Source organism: Citrobacter sp. wls714, assembly GCF_005281025.1.
Taxonomy (GTDB): domain Bacteria; phylum Pseudomonadota; class Gammaproteobacteria; order Enterobacterales; family Enterobacteriaceae; genus Citrobacter; species Citrobacter werkmanii.
In genome coordinates this window covers 26,395-44,656 of the sequence record NZ_SZWZ01000094.1, presented here as the reverse complement: position 1 = coordinate 44,656, position 18,262 = coordinate 26,395, and the positions used below count along the sequence as shown (strand labels likewise).

At 53.3% G+C, this 18,262-nt stretch carries 22 protein-coding genes; 1 reads left to right on the top strand and 21 read right to left on the bottom strand.

Annotated features, from left to right (window positions below; genetic code table 11):
• Window positions 1-24: 24 nt before the first annotated feature.
• From FDX11_RS20425 to pduA, 21 genes are all read right to left on the bottom strand, one after another.
• Window positions 25-891 carry an L-threonine kinase gene (locus tag FDX11_RS20425; protein WP_137398457.1) on the bottom strand — a complete coding sequence of 289 codons (867 nt, stop codon included), beginning with the start codon at window positions 889-891 and terminating at the stop codon, window positions 25-27.
• A gap of 92 nt (window positions 892-983) precedes the next feature.
• Entirely contained in the window at window positions 984-2,198 is a 1,215-nt protein-coding gene (locus FDX11_RS20420; protein ID WP_137398456.1) for an acetate/propionate family kinase, read from the bottom strand.
• Window positions 2,183-2,635 carry a propanediol utilization protein PduV gene (pduV, locus tag FDX11_RS20415; protein ID WP_137398455.1) on the bottom strand — a complete coding sequence of 151 codons (453 nt, stop codon included), beginning with the start codon at window positions 2,633-2,635 and terminating at the stop codon, window positions 2,183-2,185. Before pduV ends, FDX11_RS20420 begins: the two co-directional genes overlap by 16 nt.
• 4 nt (window positions 2,636-2,639) lie before the next feature.
• On the bottom strand, window positions 2,640-2,990 hold the full coding sequence (pduU, locus tag FDX11_RS20410; RefSeq protein ID WP_032939586.1) for a propanediol utilization microcompartment protein PduU: 351 nt from the start codon (window positions 2,988-2,990) through the stop codon (window positions 2,640-2,642).
• A complete protein-coding gene (pduT, locus tag FDX11_RS20405; RefSeq protein ID WP_003030201.1) occupies window positions 2,990-3,544 on the bottom strand; it encodes a propanediol utilization microcompartment protein PduT in 555 nt (184 codons plus the stop codon). Before pduT ends, pduU begins: the two co-directional genes overlap by 1 nt.
• A gap of 2 nt (window positions 3,545-3,546) precedes the next feature.
• Window positions 3,547-4,902 carry a cobalamin reductase PduS gene (pduS, locus tag FDX11_RS20400; protein WP_137398454.1) on the bottom strand — a complete coding sequence of 452 codons (1,356 nt, stop codon included), beginning with the start codon at window positions 4,900-4,902 and terminating at the stop codon, window positions 3,547-3,549.
• Window positions 4,899-6,011, bottom strand: a complete 1,113-nt coding sequence (locus FDX11_RS20395) for a 1-propanol dehydrogenase PduQ (protein ID WP_137398453.1) — start codon at window positions 6,009-6,011, stop codon at window positions 4,899-4,901. Before FDX11_RS20395 ends, pduS begins: the two co-directional genes overlap by 4 nt.
• 10 nt (window positions 6,012-6,021) lie before the next feature.
• Window positions 6,022-7,407: a CoA-acylating propionaldehyde dehydrogenase PduP gene (pduP, locus tag FDX11_RS20390; protein WP_137398452.1), complete on the bottom strand. Its 1,386-nt coding sequence runs from the start codon at window positions 7,405-7,407 to the stop codon at window positions 6,022-6,024.
• Window positions 7,404-8,411, bottom strand: a complete 1,008-nt coding sequence (pduO, locus tag FDX11_RS20385) for a two-domain cob(I)yrinic acid a,c-diamide adenosyltransferase PduO (RefSeq protein WP_137398451.1) — start codon at window positions 8,409-8,411, stop codon at window positions 7,404-7,406. Before pduO ends, pduP begins: the two co-directional genes overlap by 4 nt.
• Before the next feature lie 8 nt (window positions 8,412-8,419).
• A complete protein-coding gene (locus tag FDX11_RS20380; protein WP_042307565.1) occupies window positions 8,420-8,695 on the bottom strand; it encodes a EutN/CcmL family microcompartment protein in 276 nt (91 codons plus the stop codon).
• Between the two features lie 3 nt (window positions 8,696-8,698).
• Complete coding sequence (pduM, locus tag FDX11_RS20375; protein WP_061381978.1) at window positions 8,699-9,190, bottom strand: microcompartment protein PduM; 492 nt, start codon at window positions 9,188-9,190, stop codon at window positions 8,699-8,701.
• Complete coding sequence (locus tag FDX11_RS20370; RefSeq protein ID WP_042307570.1) at window positions 9,187-9,819, bottom strand: phosphate propanoyltransferase; 633 nt, start codon at window positions 9,817-9,819, stop codon at window positions 9,187-9,189. The genes pduM and FDX11_RS20370 overlap by 4 nt, the downstream gene beginning before the upstream one ends.
• Window positions 9,819-10,283, bottom strand: coding sequence for a BMC domain-containing protein (locus FDX11_RS20365; RefSeq protein ID WP_137365973.1), 465 nt, complete (start codon window positions 10,281-10,283; stop codon window positions 9,819-9,821). Before FDX11_RS20365 ends, FDX11_RS20370 begins: the two co-directional genes overlap by 1 nt.
• A gap of 24 nt (window positions 10,284-10,307) precedes the next feature.
• Window positions 10,308-10,583, bottom strand: a complete 276-nt coding sequence (gene pduJ, locus FDX11_RS20360) for a propanediol utilization microcompartment protein PduJ (RefSeq protein ID WP_001057752.1) — start codon at window positions 10,581-10,583, stop codon at window positions 10,308-10,310.
• A 19-nt stretch (window positions 10,584-10,602) separates the two neighbouring features.
• On the bottom strand, window positions 10,603-10,953 hold the full coding sequence (locus FDX11_RS20355; protein WP_061381976.1) for a glycerol dehydratase reactivase beta/small subunit family protein: 351 nt from the start codon (window positions 10,951-10,953) through the stop codon (window positions 10,603-10,605).
• Window positions 10,943-12,775 (bottom strand): diol dehydratase reactivase subunit alpha, encoded by a 1,833-nt coding sequence (locus tag FDX11_RS20350; protein WP_137365971.1) that lies wholly within the window; start codon window positions 12,773-12,775, stop codon window positions 10,943-10,945. Before FDX11_RS20350 ends, FDX11_RS20355 begins: the two co-directional genes overlap by 11 nt.
• A 15-nt stretch (window positions 12,776-12,790) precedes the next feature.
• Window positions 12,791-13,309, bottom strand: coding sequence for a propanediol dehydratase small subunit PduE (gene pduE, locus FDX11_RS20345; protein WP_042307577.1), 519 nt, complete (start codon window positions 13,307-13,309; stop codon window positions 12,791-12,793).
• 14 nt (window positions 13,310-13,323) lie between these two features.
• Window positions 13,324-13,998 carry a propanediol dehydratase medium subunit PduD gene (gene pduD, locus FDX11_RS20340; protein WP_042307579.1) on the bottom strand — a complete coding sequence of 225 codons (675 nt, stop codon included), beginning with the start codon at window positions 13,996-13,998 and terminating at the stop codon, window positions 13,324-13,326.
• A 10-nt stretch (window positions 13,999-14,008) separates the two neighbouring features.
• Window positions 14,009-15,673 carry a propanediol dehydratase large subunit PduC gene (pduC, locus tag FDX11_RS20335; RefSeq protein WP_042307581.1) on the bottom strand — a complete coding sequence of 555 codons (1,665 nt, stop codon included), beginning with the start codon at window positions 15,671-15,673 and terminating at the stop codon, window positions 14,009-14,011.
• A gap of 18 nt (window positions 15,674-15,691) precedes the next feature.
• Complete coding sequence (gene pduB, locus FDX11_RS20330; protein WP_042307583.1) at window positions 15,692-16,504, bottom strand: propanediol utilization microcompartment protein PduB; 813 nt, start codon at window positions 16,502-16,504, stop codon at window positions 15,692-15,694.
• The gene (gene pduA / locus FDX11_RS20325) at window positions 16,504-16,785 is read right to left on the bottom strand and encodes a propanediol utilization microcompartment protein PduA (RefSeq protein WP_003030255.1); all 282 of its coding nucleotides are present in this window, start codon (window positions 16,783-16,785) and stop codon (window positions 16,504-16,506) included. The genes pduB and pduA overlap by 1 nt, the downstream gene beginning before the upstream one ends.
• A gap of 523 nt (window positions 16,786-17,308) precedes the next feature.
• On the opposite strand from pduA, the gene pduF reads away from it, so the two are divergent.
• Window positions 17,309-18,118 carry a propanediol diffusion facilitator PduF gene (gene pduF / locus FDX11_RS20320; RefSeq protein ID WP_061381975.1) on the top strand — a complete coding sequence of 270 codons (810 nt, stop codon included), beginning with the start codon at window positions 17,309-17,311 and terminating at the stop codon, window positions 18,116-18,118.
• The last annotated feature ends 144 nt before the right edge of the window (window positions 18,119-18,262 follow it).

Below are 18,262 nucleotides of genomic sequence, written 5' to 3'. Positions count from 1 at the left end.
CGGGTCGCTGCTGCGCGGCGACCCTTATTGCAGTTCAACTCCGCCTGCGACCATCCGTAATAAATGCTGTTCCGGCCAGTGGGCCGTCAGTTTTTTCTGCGTCAGCATCCATTTAATGTAATCCACATCATGACGTGTTCTGTCCAGCATCAGGCCGACAACGCTGCCGCTGTGCGCGACGTTAACGCCGTATAAATCACATTCCTCTACCAGCGCTAAGAGCAAATCAAAATCAGGCTTCGGTAACAGCAACTGGCTGGCGACTGCGCTAAGCGTAGCGGCTTCGCCCAACCGGTAAGGGTTTTGGCTGATACAGGCATCCTGTACTTTTTCCCATGCCTGTTTGAGGGCCGGAGCGCCTGCCTGTAACCCGGCATGACGGGGAATACGGTGATAATCCGCAGTACGCAAGGTCTCCGGGCTTTCGAGAACCAGCAGATCGAGTTGGGGCTGGGATTCGCAGGCAATTTGCGTTGAGGCGTCGTTATGATCGAAAAGGGTAAGCTTACGAAAAACGGTGCTGTCGGTAGGCTCCAGCGAAACGCAAAGGTGCGCCAGCGTAGGCTCGTCCAGGTGATGGCCCAGATGATGTGCTGTGGCGACAGCAGTGGCGGCAATATCTGCAGTGCTGCTGGCCATTCCTTTAGCGATGGGAATAGTTGACTGGACATCAATTCGGATATCCTGACTCATCTGCGCCGGGTATTGCCAGTGCTGCAATAGCCGATTAACCATCGCCCGTGAAAGTGGACGTTCCTCTGCCAGCGGCGAGCCTGAAGTGACCTCAACGGTGCTATACCATTCGACCGGGCAGGAGACTAATTTCTCGCTGCCCAGAATCCAGCCCTGGATAAGTTCTCCGCACGATGCGGGACATTGCGCAACAGCCACGTCTTCACCTTTGTGATCAGCAATCTTCGGCGCATAGTGTCATGGCGATCATGCTATTACCATGATTTGCCGCAATTTGCGGTGCGGCAGCGCTAAGCGGGAATGCCCAATGTCACAGTTTCTGATATCGCTAAACGCATAACGTCCTGCGCTATCATCAGCTCTTCATTGGTATTAATCACCGCCACTTTAACCAGCGCATTTTCTGTCTGAATAAACGTGGCGTTTCGCTGATTTTTTTCTTCATCGACGGCCAGTCCCAGGAAATTCAGATTGCGACAAATTGCCGCTCGCGCTCGCGCTGAGTTCTCGCCGATCCCACCGGTAAATACCAGCGCGTCCAGGCCGCCCATCTGCATAATATAGCTGCCAATGGTGGCGCGAATACGCTCGGCAAAAAGCGTCAACGCCAGCGCCGCCTGATGATTACCTGCATCTGCGGCATGTTCAACATCGCGATAGTCAGGTGAGATGCCAGAGACACCGAGTAGTCCGGATTCATTGTTGAGCAATTGGTTGAGCTGCTGCGGTGTTTTGCCTTCGCGCAGGGCAATCCATGGCAAAATCGATGGGTCAATATCGCCGCTTCGCGTGCCCATCATCACGCCTGACTGCGGCGTAAATCCCATTGAGGTATTAACCGATTGCCCACCCTTAATGGCGCAGATGCTGCTGCCGTTGCCGAGATGGCAACAAACGACGCGCAGGGCGCTGAGGGGCACTCCCAGCTTTTCAGCAAGCTGGGCACTGACGTATTTGTGGCTGGTGCCATGAAAACCGTAACGACGAATACCCAGCTCTGAATAGTAACGCCAGGGCAGGGGATAAATAAAAGAAGGCTCGTCAAGAGTCTGATGAAAAGCCGTGTCAAAAACCGCAACGGCTGGCGTTTCGGGTAATAGCTGGCGAAATACCGCGATCCCCAGGGCATTTACCGGGTTATGTAGCGGCGCCAGTTCGGCAAGGCGATCGATTTCCGCCAGCGTTTCATCAGTCACCAACGCGGAGTCTTTAAAAGATTCCCCACCGTGCGCAACGCGATGCCCTACGCCGTCGATTTCTTGCAGGCTGCTGATAATGTTGTGGCTGAGTAGTTTTTCCAGTAACAGCGTCACTGCTTCACGGTGATCGGCGACGGGCAATGTTTCCAGCCATTTCTGCGCTGGCGTCTTAAGAGTGACCTGCGCATCAGACATACCGATACGTTCGATCAACCCCTGACAAATCATTTCACCTTGCGGCATCGCCAGCAGCTGAAACTTAAGCGAGGAACTCCCCGCGTTAATGGCCATTATTTTGTGAGACATGAAAGTTCCTTTGCATTCAGAAAAATGAACATCTCATCGACCCCTGTATTCTCCAGCGCGCTGGTGACAAACACTTTTTGCGCGCCAGCCTCGGCTAACCAGCTCTCAACGAGGGAAATGCGCTGCGGGTTGGCTAAATCGGCTTTAGTGACGAGGCCAATAACGGGTCGGTTCATTGGGCCGGTGAAACCGGGAGAAAATGGTGACCACGGCGCGTCAGCATTGAGGACCAGCGCGATGATGTCTGCTTCACAGGAGCTGGCCAGCAGCGCACTATACAGACAGCGGTTTTCAAGATATTCGCCCGGTGTATCTATCGCTGTGGGCGACCAGACTATGGCCTGGGTCTTCTGATAGTGAAGCGCTTCTCCCCGCATGCATTGTGTGAGCGACGTTTTTCCGCACTGGCTGGGTCCGATTAGCATGATGCGTTTCATGGGATTACGTCCGGGTGATGGGGCAAGCGGTAAAACGCATCATTTCGCCCAGCGTTCGGGTTACCTGTTTCAGCGCGTACTCAACGGCGGAGACATCGCCCGTCAGTACCACTGCGCCGGTAAATCGGTCGAGAAAACCAATCTCTACCGCCCCGGATTTCGTGGCGATATCGCAGGCGATAATTGAGGCTTCGCTGGGGGTAATCGTCAAAATCCCGATTGCGGATACTGAATCCTGTAATCCCAGCTTCTTGAACAAATCTTTTCCGGGATTGGCGATAAGATGCGCCAGCGTGACCTGCTTGCCAGGAACATATTCCTGGATCATACGATCCGTGGTGGGCTGTCTTTCCATTATCCCTCCACCATCTGCCGCCACATGCTTTCATGCGGGCGAGGTATGACAGAACGATAAACCAACAGGCCTTTTTCACCCGCGCTTTCACTGGCAACCGTTACTGCGTTATTCACATCGGATACATCGCCAGCGACAACCATGTAGCACTTGCCGCCAATACCAAATGCCATGTGCACACGAACCAATGTGACATTGGAAGCTTTAACTGCGCGATCCGCGGCACAGATACAGGCCGCCACGCTCCATGTTTCAACAATCCCGACGGCCTGACGCTTATCCACGCTATTTAACCCGCTGATCGCCGGGAGTACGCTGGCATGAATATTAGGCAGTACCAGACTGTCAACGAGCATATCGCCAGCAAGAGATGTACCAGTGGCTATCGCCTGCTGTACTGCGCCTACGTCACCACCAAGCATAAGCAGGAATTTTCCCGGGCAGATGGTCTTGCTGACCAGTAAATTCACATTCGCGCTTTTTAACATGGCATCGCCAGCTTCCATTCCTTTGGCAATGCTGGTGAGTTCTAAGATCCCTATAGCCTGAGACATGATTAACCTCTTATTACCGTGATGGATTGCTCAGTGATTTCGCTGACAATACCGTCAATACTGGCGTGGACTGGCGCACCTAATGCGCCTACCGGCACATCGGCAACGCATTGACCGCGAACAACGCGATCGCCTTGCTGTACACATGGGATGGCGCTGGCGCCAATATGCTGGCGTAGCAACAGCGTCGTTTCATCGGTGGAATAATCAGTCTCAGCCAATGGCGCATCGTGATACCAGTCGCTAAGACCCAGTTTGGTAATAAGGCGCTTAACCGGGATCAACCGGTACTTCGCCATTTCATCCTCAGGATTTAGCGGCCCTTCATAACGATGGTTGAGCGCCCGTAGTTCGCGTTTAAGCATGCGGTTGATTCGCATCGGCGATATCCCAACCGGACAGGCTACGTTTTCACAGACATTGCATTCTGAGCAGGTCAGGGCCGTGAGCAGCAGCTGTGGTGTGGCCGCCTGCTGATAATTAACCGCGCGAACCAGCAGGTGTGGTGATAATTCATGTCCGATTAAGTGCCTTGGGCACAAATCCGTACACAAACGGCACTGCTCGCATACGGTTTTTGCGACGGAAAGCACGGTGCGTTCATCCTGCATTCGCCGCTGAACCAGCGCATGAGATTTTGGTAAAACCAGCAACCCACCGGTGGTTTTGCTGACGGGGGTATCCAGGGAGGTAATCAGACCGCCCATCATCGGGCCGCCATTAATAAATCCAGGATCGTCAACGGTTGCGCCTCCCGCCAGCGCCAGCACCTCGCGAAGTGACATCCCGATAGGGACAGTGAGAGTGATTGGTTTGGCGACTGCGCCGTTGACGGTCAGCGTGCGACGGGTAACGGGATATTGCTGTTCAACCGCTCTGGCGATGTTGAGCACGGTCTGGACGTTATTGACCACCACGCCGACGCTGACCGGCAGTGCGGCAGATGGGACCCTCCGGCCTGTTGCCATCCAGATGGTCAGCACCTCGTCACCGGCTGGGTAGACATCTGGTAAAATGTGTAACCGGATATCGGCAGGCAGCAGGGTAGCTAACGCATTGATAGCATTCTGGTATTTTTCTTTAAGCGCAATAATGCCGGCACTGGCTCCGGTAGCCGTCATGGCATATTTAACGCCGCGAATAAGTCGACCTGCCTGGACGCTCATCAATTGCTGGTCAACTTTTAACATCGGTTCACATTCGGCGGCATTCACCAGAAATGTATCGACCTGCGCCTGTAATTTTACGTGTGCAGGAAAACCCGCACCGCCTGCCCCGACAACGCCAGCAGCCCGAACGCGTTCGCGTATCGTCTGCGCATCATAAAGCGTGGACTCTGCCGTCATGGCTGTATTCATAATAATTCCTCAAGCAGTTCCTGCATGGCACTGGCGTCGGCAACACGAGGATTGGTTTGCAGCGTGACATCAGCCAGCGCGGCCTGAACCATCGACGGTATACGCTGTGACCAGATTTGCTTTCCGTCTTTGAGCGCGTCAACTAAAGAAGGTAACGCACACTGTTTTTTGAGAAGCTCAATGTGATGAATGAGCGCATTCAGCGCAGCCGTATCGTTCGCATTATCCGGGCATAAATGGCAGGCTTTAGCGAAACGGGCATAGCGCTTCGCGGCTCTGGGGTCGCGGGCGTTAAAATGAATGACAGGGGCCAGCAGCAGCGCATTGGCAAGTCCGTGTGGCAGATGAAACTGGCCGCCTAGCTGATGGGCAATCGCATGGTTTATCCCCAACCCCGCCTGACTAAATGCCATTCCCGCGAGTGTCGACGCGTTGTGCATTTTCCCCCTGGTTGCCAGACACTCGCCTTTGCTGACGGCGACGGGAAGGTACTGGAAGACGATTTGTGCCGCTTTTTCCGCCAGAGCGTCGGTGAAATCGCTGGCCTTCGTGGACACGTAAGCCTCCAGCGCATGCGTCAGGACGTCCATGCCGGTATTCGCGGTGATGGCTGGAGGTACGCTAACAACCAGTGTTGGATCGAGGATGGCCATATCCGGGTAAAGCGCATTATTAAACAAGGGATATTTAATGCCTTTATCCGGATCGCTAATCACGCAGGCGCTGGTCACTTCCGAGCCTGTCCCGCTGGTGGTTGGAATAGCAACACAGGTTTCGATTTCAATACCGAACTGTCGGCTGAACCAAACGATGGCTTTCGCGGCATCCAGCGCTGAGCCTCCGCCAAAACCAATGACAACATCCGGTTGCAGAGACTGCATTTGCGCAATCCCTTGCACCACCGTGCTAATGGTTGGATCGGGGGTAATATCGCTGAAAATGCTGATGCGATTATCCGCAGGAAGCGTGTTGCGCAGCTTTTCAATCACAGGAGAACGCGCAAGAAAACCATCGCAGATAATCCAGATATGCTTATTCGTGAAACGTTTGAGCATATCCAGGCTTCCCTGACCGCTGTACAATCGAGTTTGCAGTGAAAAGCTTTTCATAACGGCCCCATTAGCGAATAGAAAAACCGTTTGTCAGCACGCAACGACGAGAACGTGCGAAAGTACGTGCCGATGTTGTTCCTTCACCGGTCGGCGTCGCAATCGTGAAAGTGGTAAAGCCTTCACCACCCACGCCAATCCCGGCGTAAGAGGGGCCATTTTTCACAAAAATGGAGGTCTGAAGTGTGCGTGCGGCAAGATTCAAACGCGACACATTTTGTGAATGCATAATGGCGGTGTGATGCAATCCCTCTTCAACTTTTAGAGCCAACGTTAACGCACTGTCAAAATCGCTCACCGTGACGACGGGGAGCATTGGCATCAACTGCTCGCTGGTAACCCACGGGTCGTCAGCCTTGACGATACCTATCAGTAATCGAGGCGCTTTTGCCGGAACAGGTATTCCTGCGGCTTCCAGTAAGGTGGCCGGGCTTTTTCCTACCAGCTTTTTATTAGCCATGCCTTCGGGCAAACAGACTGCCCGCAGTTTTTCTACCTCTTCGCTAGTGAGAAGCAGCGCGCCAAAAGACTGCATTTGTTGAACCAGACGTTCGGCAACGGCACTAACGACGATCAGGCTCTTCTCAGCAATGCAGGGGAGGTTGTAATCAAAAGATGCGCCGTTGATGATATCTTCCGCCGCCTTAACCAGGTCGGCTGTTTCATCGACAATACAGGGAGGGTTGCCTGCGCCTGCGCCAATGACTTTTTTCCCGCTTTTCATACCCATAGCAACAATGCCTGGGCCACCGGTAATCGCCAGAACTGCGATTTTAGGGTGTGCCATCATCTGCTGGGTAGCCTCAAAAGTGGGTTCTGTGACCGTGACAACAAGATTCCGGATCCCGCAGCAGCGGAAAGCAATATCTTCAATCATGGCAATCAGTTTGAGTGAGACCGCTTTCGCGCCCGGATGCGGGCTAAAATAAACGCTGTTCCCCGCAGCCAGCATACTGATGCTGTTGTTAATTATGGTTTCCGTCGGGTTGGTACTGGGGGCGACGGAGCCAATCACGCCAAACGGTGAATACTCGAATAACACCATGCCGCCATCGCCGGTCAGTGCCGTGGTAGTGAGATCTTCGATTCCTGGAGTGTTGTCCAGCGCAGCTTTATTCTTGAGGAATTTATCCTCTTTGTTGCCCATTCCAGTTTCAGCTGCGCTCTCTGCGGCCAGGGAAGCAAGCTGAGGGGTCAGTTCTTCTCGCAGGGCGTGAATGATGGCGCTGCGGGTTTTTAATGGAGATTGCTGGTAACGTAAAAAAGCCTGATGAGCGGCATCGATAGCTTCACCAACGGACGGAAAGATTCCGTTTCCTTTGGTTTCTGTTTTTGCCGGGGCGAGTTGTTCACTCAAAATGTTACGGATGAGGGTTTCAAGTTCTGAAGTATTCATTGATGTGTTCTCACGTTAATCGCCGCAATGGCCGTTTCTGCAATGTCCATATCCTGTTCAACGCTTCCCCCGCTGATGCCAAGACCCCCAAGAAGTAAACCTTCACGCCATAATGCGAACCCGCCGCCAAAGGTGACGACTTTTCCCTGCATATGGCTTTCCAGACCGTAAAGCGCCGCGCCTGGTTGCACCGCAGACGTTAATTCATGCGTGGCGGTTTTCATCGCCACGGCGGTCCAGGCTTTTTTGGGTGCCAGTTCGCTACTGACGAGTAATGCGTCAGGCATACGCCAGGTCACCGTTTGGGTCCCGTTCGCATCAACAATGCTGATGACGACCGGAACCTGAAGTTCTTCTGCTCTCGTCACCGCAGCGCGAGTCAGTTGGTGGAGCTCCTGAAAAGACAGAGACATAGTCGGCTCCTTTATGGCTGATGTACGGATGGCGGCGAGATAACGCTCAGCCACTTTCTGAATAATGTCGTTTTGATGGGCGTCATGATCTTCTGCCCGTGCAAGCGCATATAAGCAGTCGGACAGACGATTGATATAACGCATCAGTACATGTCTGACGGCGATAGCGGCAGACAGCTCGACCAGTCGCCTCTCTGCGCGGCGAGCCAGCGTACGGGCAAAATGCAGACGGCTGGCCGCTTCGCTGCGGCCCGGTAAAATAAAGCTGCGCAGCGGCGGTACTCTCCCCATCGCGGTATCGATGGCGGCTTCCAGAGCAGCAATTTCTTCTGAACTGATGTAGCGCTGCTCTGGGTTTGGTTGTTCGCTCTCGCTGGCGAGTTCGGCGCTGAACCAAAAAAGCTGCAGTTGAATGTTTTCAAGTAGCTGGCGGTGCTGTGGGCTTTTCGCCGCACAAATACACAGGCTAAGTGCCGCATTGAGTTCGTCCAGCGTCCCGTAAGCTTCGACGCGTGGATGCGTTTTGCTTACGCGTTGCCCGGTAAAGAGGGCCGTTGTGCCGGCATCGCCAGTGCGGGTATAAATCGCCATAGTTCCTCCTAACGAGAAAGCGTGTCGACAATGCCGACAATAGCCAGATCGATGGCCTCATTTGGGCCGGAGAAAACGTGCCTGGCACTGGAGCCGCTGCTGAGTAAAACCAGTTCGCCGGTTCCCGCGCCGACAGAATCAACGGCGACTTCGTCCCCGGTCGTCGGGGAGGCTGGCAGCTCTCCGTCAGCACTCACGCGACGTACCAGTAACAGCTTCTTCCCGACCAGGGAGGGGGACTTTTGCGTGGAGACAACAACGCCTGTAACCCGTGCCAGATGCATAGCTCACTCCTGCTTAATTAATTGGACATTTCGCGTACTGACAGTTTCCTGAGCCAGTGCAGTGACGACACATCGACGGCGTAGCACTAAAACCGCATCGTGCAATTGGGCGACGTCGGCGTAACTGAGAAGTTTTTCAGGATGCAGAACGATGGCTCGCCCCAGTTCGTCACCAAATTCCAGCGGCAGACGCGCGAGTTTTTTCACGGGTACTGCGGGTAACAAGTGGTGATGTAGAGAAATTTTCACGCGGACTCCGTATGCCAGCGCTTCGTGGATCGTGACCACCGACACATTGGCAGAGCTGCTTTCGGCAATTTGTTCCAGCAGGAGCAGATCAGCCTGTAAAATGTGCAGCGACGAGTACTGGCAGCATAGTATCCGTGGGTCTATTTCCCGTAACTGCGCGACGCTAAGGGAGATCGTGCTTGCCGCGCGTTTTTTTAATCGGGAAACAACCTCCTCGATAATGCGTTGCAGCAGTTCGTTGTTCATCGTGAAGTCACCAGTGTGGCGAATGCCTGAGGATTATCCGCCCCCGCAGCATTGGCTTCGTCGGTATCAATATGCATCTCAAGGCGCATATCCGGCGAAACGCGTACGGCGACGTTATCGAAAATCAGCCGGCGTTCATCGCCATTAATGGCGACCGAGACTTTATCGCCATGGGAAACCCGCAGGATCAGGGCATCGAGCGGCGACATATGGATATGCCGTTGAGCAACGATGACGCCGCATGTTAAGTCCAGTTCAGCAAATGGACTGACAAGGCGAATACCCGGCGTGCCCTGGATATTGCCCGACATCCGCAGCGGGGCAGCAATACCTAGCGTACGGGCATCGGTACGTGAAATTTCAACCTGACTGGTGCTACGTAGCGGGCCGAGTAAACGCACATTTTTTAACTGTCCTTTAGGTCCGACCAGCGTGACGGTCTGCTCTGCAGCGTATTGACCTGGCTGCAACAGCCCTTTTTTCTCGCTGATAGGCTGATTGGGAAACAAACGGACATAATCTTCAGCGCAAAGATGAATATGACGATTAGAGATCCCCAGCGGAATAGGGCGCTCGCGCATTTCATCCAGAACTTTGGTGACCGTTGACTTGAGTTGCTGTTTATCCATCACGCTTTACCTCGTTTTCCAGAGTGCAGACAAAGAGAGCGGGGCTCACCTTTCTGGCGGGTACAGGCTGGGTCAAGGCACAGATTGCAGCTAATCAACTCCGCATTTTGCGGTGCTTCGGACGCTGTACTGTCCACCAATATCTCTTCTTGCGGCTCGACCTGGATGGGGGCGGGTGTTGGCTCTGCTTCCGGGGCAACGCTATGTGACAGGATTCCGTCCCCCGGTCTGGAAATGACTTTGTGAGCCACCAGCCCATCGCGTTGGTCAGCGAAATTGACACCGGTAGAAATGGCCGCCTGCACGGAGGCCACATCCCCGATAATCTTGATCACCGTCCAGCCTGAACCGTTGGTTTTTTCGAGGCCCACCAGCGTGATGGAGGCGGCTTTCGCCATGACGTCCGCGCAACTGATGGCTAATGCCAGACCACTAACTTCGAGTAATCCCAGTGATTGCTTCACGCTGTGCTCCTTGGTTGCAACGACTTATGCGGATTTAGGTAAAATGGCTTCAACGTCGCTGTGCGGACGCGGGATAACGTGGCAGGATTTCACCTCGCCAACGGCGCTTGCCGCTGCGCTTCCTGCATCTACTGCGGCTTTCACCGCGCCGACATCACCACGGACCATAACGGTGATCAGGCCTGAGCCGATTTTTTCGTAACCAACCAACTGCACGTTTGCGGATTTCACCATGGCATCAGCGGCTTCAATAGCGCCGACAAGCCCTTTTGTTTCAACCAGTCCCAGTGCGTTATTCATACTGCTTGTCTCCTGTGGGTTATGAGTGGCATTCCCTGAATGGAATGCCTTTAACCAGCCGCGCAGCGTTATTACCGATGCTGCGACGAGCGTGGTTATCTTGTTGATACATCAGCGTAAAAAGCGGCGCTGACGCGGGTAGGTTTTTGTAGTGCACGATCAGTTTTTCGCGACTGCAGCCAATGCCAACCAGCAGTGGCGACTGACATGCCGCGAGCCATGCGTTGTGCGTAACGTCGGTTGAATGGCCCTCCTGAATCACAAAGGGGATCCCTTCTTCTTCAATACCCAGCAGCACGTCGCTCCAGGCGTTGGCGCAGTCACCGGTGGTGAAGATAACGATGGCTGGCGTGTTGAGATTACTTTCCATGAGCGAACGCCTTGTGCCAGGAGAGAATCAGCCCGGTCGCAACCGCATTGCGCGGACCTTCGGTGCCACGAATGTTGCCGCGCCCGGCAACCAGGCGATAATGCGCCAGCGCATCGGTGACCAGTTGCGGTACTTCGAAGTCCAGGGATGAACCGCCAACCAGCACCACAAAGGGAATATCCCGAATGTTTCCGGTCGGACTCACCTGACGTAACGCTCTGAGCGCGTTGGTGACAAAAACGCGCTCCTTGGCGCTGCGGCGAATGGCCCGTACTTTCTCCAGCGCCAGTTCGCCTGGCAGGGGTACCAGCCCATCAGGTTTTACTACGCACACGCGGGCAAAAACCGTTGGCGGAAGAGGCTCAGGGAAGAACTGAACGCTGCCATCTTCGTGGCGAAGATGGAACAAGCTCTCAACTTTCGCCAGCGGGTACTTTTTGATCTCTTCGGCGAGATAACGGTCATCCAGCCCCAGTTCACGGGCAATAATCATCGTGACCATATCGCCCGCGCCCGCCAGGTGTGTGGCAATAATTTCGCCTTTCGGGTTGATGATGGAGGCGTCGGTCGATCCCGCACCGAGATCCAGAATAGCCAGTGGTCGCGTCGTGCCCGGAGTGGTTAAGGCCCCGAGTATGGCAGCTTCGGCTTCAGCCCCGCCAACCTGGACATCAATGTTGAGCTTTTGCGTGATTTCCTGAGCAATCATCGCCATTTGCAGACGGTCTGATTTCACCATTGAGGCAATGCCGACAGCCTGTTCCAGCGAAAATTCACCGGCAAGCCCGCCGGTCACGCTGACGGGAACCGAGGTATCAACCGCCAGTAGATCCTGAATAAAGATTTCCTGACTGGGTTTGTTGGTTAATTCAGCCATTGTCTGGCGTACATGCTCCAGCATGCCGCCAATATTGGTCCCCGCCTCGCCGGTGACGTTATCCAGTTTCGGGCACTCACCAACGGCTTTCATAATCGCGTCAGCGCCAGCTGCTACGTCGACGCGTACGGTGCGGCCTTGTGACTGTAGCTCCAGATTCCCGGCAGGAATGGCTCGTGCTTTCACATCGCCTGACGGCGTTTTCACCACCACGGCAGAGCGGTTGCCGATCAGCGCCCGCGCCATCGGGACAATGTTTTTAGTCTCGTCGGCATTGAGACCAAAAACGGTCGCAATCCCGTAGGGGTTAGAAAGCGTTTCAATGACCTTTCCTGGAACCGCGACTTCAATAGCAGCTAACATACCCAATGGGATACGGTCGATATGAAGCACTTCATCCACGATGGGCAGGGGGTGAGTCAGACGATTGCTGACCAACACGCCATCGTCTTGCTGCAAAATTACGCCAGTTAACTGGTATCCGGCGCGTACCGAGGCATTAATCATCGTGGCGACATCAGCGAAATCGAATGCTGATGACACCACCAGAATATAAGGTGTATCCGCCGGACGGCTGAGCAGGTCTTCCGGCGTAATAGTAATGCCAACACCCAGCCCGACACCGCCCGGCGTTTTAGGGTTATGGCCGATCATGGTGGATTCAGTGATGATGGTTTCGGTAATCGTTTCCATCGCCACGTCGCCAATGACCGGAGTGGCTTCATTAATACGGATGAGCGAAATATCGCTGACATTGATGCCGGCGTTTTTTGCTGCCAGCGTAAGTGCCTCCTGGATGCCAAACACATTACGCAATGTGCCTTTAATCCCGGTGGTTTCTGCCAGGGCGCTGTTGGTAATACTCAACGCTCCAGCCTCATCCAGGGTAGCCAGAGCGACTTCCGTTGATGAGTTACCTATGTCAATGCCAGCTATATATCGCATGATCCTGTCCCTGAGTTAGTCGTCACCTTTGAGTTTTTTACGCTCAACGTACAGCGCTGCCGCTTCACGAACGAAAGCCGCACAGATCTTTGCCTGATAACGATTTTCGAGATCGTCAGCGATAGCCATCAGCTCATCTTTAGTAGAGCGATACGGGCGAAGCGCGTTGTAGATCTCCAGGATGCGATCATCAGGTACAGCGGTTAGCTCTGCGGCGCGCTCAAAGTTCATCGCCAGCCTGTCACGCCCGGCATCTTTGGCGATTTCCGCCTGCAGGCGCAGCGTTTCAGGTGTGATTCGCATGTCCTGTGCCGTCACCTTGTTGCTCAGAACATTTTCGAGCGTGAAGTCATCCAGAGTTTTATTGGTCGCGGTTTTTACCCACTCAGGATGTTTATTCGCGAGAGGGTAATCCGTGACTTTCGCGGTATGTGCTGATGAACTTGCCGCAACCGGAGTAGCGGACTCGCTTTGCAGGCTGTTCATCCGGCTCAGCACATCCCGAACCATCGATTCAATTGCGTCGGTATTCATGGAGTTATCCTTTATCAAAGCGCCACGCGCAGTTCCTGCGGGTTTTTGCCCGTCACGACGTATTTGGTCTCTTTAATATGCAGAATGGCCGATTTCGCCTGGTACTTGGGGCGAGCCATCTGGTCATTCAGCGTAGGGACCGGTTGCGGAGATTCACGCTTGGCATAACGCGCGGCGTTTTTACCGATCTGACGATAGGTTTCCAGCGTCAGAAGCGGCGCCTGAGGGAACAGTTCCAGGTTAGAAAGCGGCGGTAACCCCTGCTGGTGGATAACCGTGGTGCCTTTTGACTGGATGCCGATAGAGATCCCGGAACCGCTCAGACGGTTGCCTTCCACGGCGACAAACGCGACATCAGAGGATTTAAAGCAGCGGATAACGCGTGCTTTAATGCCTTCCTCTTCAATCCCGGCAATCACTTCGCGCAAGATATTCTTATGCGGGATCCCGACGATATTGACAGTTTGTGAGAGCCCGAACGCCGGACCTACGGCAATAATCACTTCGTCCTGCTGCTGACCTTGTTTAGCTTCGCCAATCTCGGTCAGAAAACTGTCGGCCTGTACCGCTGTGGTCTGTGGCGCGCTTGCCGCTGACGATGTGCGGAATGAGACGGGTTTGTCGCTGGTCTGCATTTCAGACAGTACGTCTTCAATTATCTGGCGCAGCAGCTTTTCATTGATTTCCATTTTTCACCCCTTAGCCAAGTTCGTTGGGATCAAGTGCGCCAGGGATGTTTTTGATCTCTTCCCAGCGTTCGCCTTGCAGGCGATAACCTGTTGCCGGACCGGCATAGTCATTGACGTCATTTACTGCGGATAGCACCTGTCCGTCGCCAACGATAATGGCGGAGGTATGCAGATAATCCCCGGTTAACTTGGCTTTCTGGATGTTGAGCATGTCCTGAGCGACATCGGTAAACCCGCCCTGAGCAAGCGCTTTTACCACTTCCAGGCCGTTACGGTTTTTATTGATAATCTCTTGTGCGAACTTGATGTCTTCAACGATGTTGCGCTCCGGCATATCTTTCGAACCGTGGGCGTAGGTCGCAGCCTCCACTTCTTCATCCGTGATTGGTGGTAATCCCATCCCGGCAAATACTGCCTGTAGCGCACGCGCCGCTTTGTTACGAATGGCGATAACATCTTCTTCTCGAACCGGACGCAGACCGCCGTCCACTTTCAGGTCGCGCTGGATAACGTTGTAGTCATCAAAGTCTTCCGCATCTTCGTTGGAACCGGCGAACATGTTGTCGTAGTTCGGTACCGCGGAATAACCGGAAGAGATGAAGTCAGTACCTGGCAGGAACTGCATCAGCAGACGCGCGGTACGACGCATATCCGAGTGGGTAAAGGTCTGGTCGTTGCTGGAGGCGCATTCCAGATCCAGAGAAGAACAGATCAGGTTTTCGGCCAGAACCGCACGAATACCGGACGGTACGGCGGAAGGCACGCCGATGCAGCTTACTGAGCCGTTCTGCAAACCCTGCACGCCAGCGGCTTTGGTGATGTAAATGCAGCGTGCTTCCAGATAAAGCATTGATTTACCTTCGGCGTAACCCATCTGAACTTCTGAGCCAGAGCCGGAGGTAAAGCGCATTTTCAGGCCGCGAGAGGCGTAGGAAGAGGCGAGGAAGCCTTTCGACCATGGCGTGTCGTCGCCGTCGGTAAAGACGGGTTCTGTACCATAGACGGAGATAGTTTCCGCGTAGCATGTGTGGCCCAGCATGCCGAGCTTAAGTTCGGTCGCTTCTTCCAGCGAGCACTGAGTTAACACGCCAGGGCGTCCAACCTGTGAACCGACTAACAGGGCAATGGCGTTAAATGGCGCGTAGCGTGCGACGGCAACGGTCGTTTCCTGCTCGTCAAATCCGCGCCATGCGCCTTCTGCGGCGTCTGCGGCAATCTGTACCGGGTTATCTTTAACGTTAGTGACGTGCGCCTGTTGAGACGGAGTACGACGAGCACGCATTTTCTGCATGGCCATCATCATCTCGACGACGTTCATATGGGACACCACTTCGACAATTTTAGCTGGTGTCATTGCGGTGGTCAGCGGCACGATATCTTTGCGCTTCACGTTAGGGTCGCAAAGCATATTGGCTAGTTTGACCGAGTCCATTGCCATGACTTCTTCAGCGCGCGCCAGGTTAATGCCGTAGCGGGCAATGAAATGGTCAATTAAGTCAAATTCACTGGCGGATTTGCCATCCAGTTCAGTCACTGTTCCGTTGACGATTTTAATCGATGGTTTAGGGTCGTTCGGGCTTTCCATCGCAATGAAGCCTTCTTCGATCCACTCCTTAACGAAACCATCCTGATTCACAGGGCGTTTCGCCAGTGCTTCAAATCTTTTCGATCTCATGAATCAGCCTCACTGATATCAGATATAGGACGGACGATCGTTTTTCGGCTCTGAGCCGAGGGTCCCGAGTACGGTTTTACCGATTTCACGGGCGGAGATAACGGCCTGACGAACTGCGCCGGAATCACCTGAGATGACCAGAATGGCTTCGTTGCTGAAGCTGGTGCCATGGGCCGGGGAGCTGTAGGCTACAACTTCCACATTGGCGGATTTCAGCGCAGTATCAGCCATCAGGACACCTACGGAGGCTGGTGCACCGACAATCACACCACAGGCACGGCCAATCGGTGCGCCAAAGGCTTTTTCCAGCGCGTAGCTGGCGCGGGCGGTGTATTGCATCTCGATGTGACCGGCTTCGTTCGCATAAACATCGCCAAAGGTGCGATCCAGCTCTTTCAGCGCAACCTCAATTCCGCGTTTCACGTCGGAAACATCGTTGCCACCGAGGATAATCAGCGAGCCGTGGCCCGCACCGCCTTTGGTATCTCGTGGTAATTCAATACTGACGACTTCCGTATTTGTTGCTTTTACCGCTTCATCGGCGGCCATAATGTGCGGACCCGCGCCAGTACGGGCGCCAAGGATGCCAATGGAGCGATAACGTTTTTCAAGTTTCATCGCGTCCAGTAAGGCGCTGTCTACGTTGGCGATAACCAGACCGACGGTGTCGCCAATCGCAGTACCGACAAACTCCGTTAAACTGCAGTTTTTCTCTGCCATAGCCGTTTCTCGTGTTGGGTGATTATTTTCAGGGATAGCCTGCTGTTCTGGGGTTGCCACGCGAGCAATCACCTGCGCCATGATCTGTTCAACCAGCTCATTGCTGCTCATTAGCTAATTCCCTTCGGTAAGATTTTTTCTACATCGGTATGAGGGCGTGGGATAACGTGTACGGCTTTCACTTCTCCCACATTACGGGCTGCGGCGGCACCGGCATCTGTTGCTGCTTTGACTGCGCCGACATCGCCGCGGACAATAACTGTTACCAGCCCCGAACCAATTTTTTCGTAGCCGACCAGCATTACATTGGCTGACTTCACCATTGCATCTGCGGCCTCTATGGCTGCAGTTAAGCCTTTGGTTTCTACCATTCCTAACGCTTCTTGTTGCATAAAGACCTCGCCTGGGTTGTCCCGATTTTCATGACTATAAAAAGAAGCGAGGAAAAAGAATGGCTGAGTTGAAAGTATGAATGAAAAAATAGTGAGGATATGGTGATATAAAATTGCTGTGATTTATTGTATCTATCTGTTTTTGTTGGTTGTTTATTATTTTTCCAATGTGAATATTTGGCTATGTTAATTCCATATTTACACTTTTGTTAGTGACATTAAAAATAGCATTTGCTATGCGAAAAATGAAATTGTGATGGTTGTCTGAAATCATAATTCTGCCCATGACAATATTTTATTATTTTACAAATGTACCATTAATAGTGGATTCCCCCGTTTTTCGGCCTGTTTTAATAAAGGAGACAGCAAGAATTTGCTATCTCAACACGATTTTGAGGGACCAGTCGCCTTCATATTGCCAACAATTTGCCGACACGGCTTTTTATAGTAAGCCTCGAAGTATTCTACGTGCCAGCAAGGAGTCCGCTGGTAAAGACACGAACTCTGCTTAGAAGGTGTCACAATGAACGATTCACTAAAAGCGCAATGTATTGCTGAGTTTTTGGGTACCGGGCTGTTTTTGTTTTTTGGCATCGGATGCCTGAGCGCACTTAAAGTCGCGGGTGCCAGTTTGGGGTTATGGGAGATCTGCATCATATGGGGGTTGGGGATCTCGCTTGCCGTTTACCTGACGGCGGGGATTTCTGGCGCGCATCTCAATCCTGCTATCACCATCGCACTGTGGTTATTTGCCTGTTTTCCGGGGCGCAAAGTATTGCCATACACCGTTGCGCAGGTTGCGGGTGCCTTTGGCGGCGCGTTGCTAGCCTATCTGCTGTACGGAAGTTTATTTACCGAGTATGAGTCGGCCCATCAAATGGTGCGCGGCAGCCTTGAAAGCCTGCAACTGGCCAGTATTTTTAGTACTTATCCAGCGGCGGCGCTCAGCGTCTGGCAGGCTGCGCTGGTCGAAGTAGTGATCACTTCCATTCTGATGGGCATGATCATGGCGCTTACCGATGACGGTAATGGCGTCCCCAGAGGGCCGTTGGCACCTTTATTAATTGGCATTCTGGTGGCTGTTCTCGGTGCATCTACCGGGCCGCTCACCGGATTTGCGATGAACCCGGCACGTGATTTTGGTCCAAAATTGTTTGCATGGATGGCCGGTTGGGGAGATGTGGCGATGACCGGCGGGCGTGATATCCCTTATTTCATCGTACCGATTGTGGCCCCTGTCATCGGTGCTTGCGCGGGCGCAGCAATTTATCGTTATTTTATTGGCAAAAATTTACCGTGTAATACGTGTAAGCTGGAGGAAAATGAGAGCTAGCTTCACGGAAAATGTTTATTTTTGAAGCGTAAAAACTGTTTTCGTGATCCGGTTTCCTGAACCGCTGAAAAAGTCTCCCCACAATGGGAGACTTTTGTTATGTTCGATGATGACTTTCATCAGCGCCCAGGAAAGCGAGATGAA

Excerpts from the sequence above, each read along its gene's own strand:
- FDX11_RS20420 (WP_137398456.1), bottom strand. The coding sequence starts at position 2,198 with ATGTCTCACAAAATAATGGCCATTAACGCGGGGAGTTCCTCGCTTAAG.
- pduU (WP_032939586.1), bottom strand. The coding sequence starts at position 2,990 with ATGGAAAGACAGCCCACCACGGATCGTATGATCCAGGAATATGTTCCT.
- pduJ (WP_001057752.1), bottom strand. The coding sequence starts at position 10,583 with ATGAATAACGCACTGGGACTGGTTGAAACAAAAGGGCTTGTCGGCGCT.
- pduO (WP_137398451.1), bottom strand. The coding sequence starts at position 8,411 with ATGGCGATTTATACCCGCACTGGCGATGCCGGCACAACGGCCCTCTTT.
- pduS (WP_137398454.1), bottom strand. The coding sequence starts at position 4,902 with ATGAATACAGCCATGACGGCAGAGTCCACGCTTTATGATGCGCAGACG.
- pduE (WP_042307577.1), bottom strand. The coding sequence starts at position 13,309 with ATGAATACCGACGCAATTGAATCGATGGTTCGGGATGTGCTGAGCCGG.
- pduT (WP_003030201.1), bottom strand. The coding sequence starts at position 3,544 with ATGTCTCAGGCTATAGGGATCTTAGAACTCACCAGCATTGCCAAAGGA.
- pduF (WP_061381975.1), top strand. The coding sequence starts at position 17,309 with ATGAACGATTCACTAAAAGCGCAATGTATTGCTGAGTTTTTGGGTACC.
- FDX11_RS20355 (WP_061381976.1), bottom strand. The coding sequence starts at position 10,953 with ATGGAAAGTAATCTCAACACGCCAGCCATCGTTATCTTCACCACCGGT.
- pduA (WP_003030255.1), bottom strand. The coding sequence starts at position 16,785 with ATGCAACAAGAAGCGTTAGGAATGGTAGAAACCAAAGGCTTAACTGCA.
- FDX11_RS20380 (WP_042307565.1), bottom strand. The coding sequence starts at position 8,695 with ATGCATCTGGCACGGGTTACAGGCGTTGTTGTCTCCACGCAAAAGTCC.
- FDX11_RS20395 (WP_137398453.1), bottom strand. The coding sequence starts at position 6,011 with ATGAAAAGCTTTTCACTGCAAACTCGATTGTACAGCGGTCAGGGAAGC.
- pduB (WP_042307583.1), bottom strand. The coding sequence starts at position 16,504 with ATGAGCAGCAATGAGCTGGTTGAACAGATCATGGCGCAGGTGATTGCT.
- pduV (WP_137398455.1), bottom strand. The coding sequence starts at position 2,635 with ATGAAACGCATCATGCTAATCGGACCCAGCCAGTGCGGAAAAACGTCG.
- pduD (WP_042307579.1), bottom strand. The coding sequence starts at position 13,998 with ATGGAAATCAATGAAAAGCTGCTGCGCCAGATAATTGAAGACGTACTG.
- FDX11_RS20350 (WP_137365971.1), bottom strand. The coding sequence starts at position 12,775 with ATGCGATATATAGCTGGCATTGACATAGGTAACTCATCAACGGAAGTC.
- FDX11_RS20370 (WP_042307570.1), bottom strand. The coding sequence starts at position 9,819 with ATGGATAAACAGCAACTCAAGTCAACGGTCACCAAAGTTCTGGATGAA.
- pduP (WP_137398452.1), bottom strand. The coding sequence starts at position 7,407 with ATGAATACTTCAGAACTTGAAACCCTCATCCGTAACATTTTGAGTGAA.
- pduM (WP_061381978.1), bottom strand. The coding sequence starts at position 9,190 with ATGAACAACGAACTGCTGCAACGCATTATCGAGGAGGTTGTTTCCCGA.
- pduC (WP_042307581.1), bottom strand. The coding sequence starts at position 15,673 with ATGAGATCGAAAAGATTTGAAGCACTGGCGAAACGCCCTGTGAATCAG.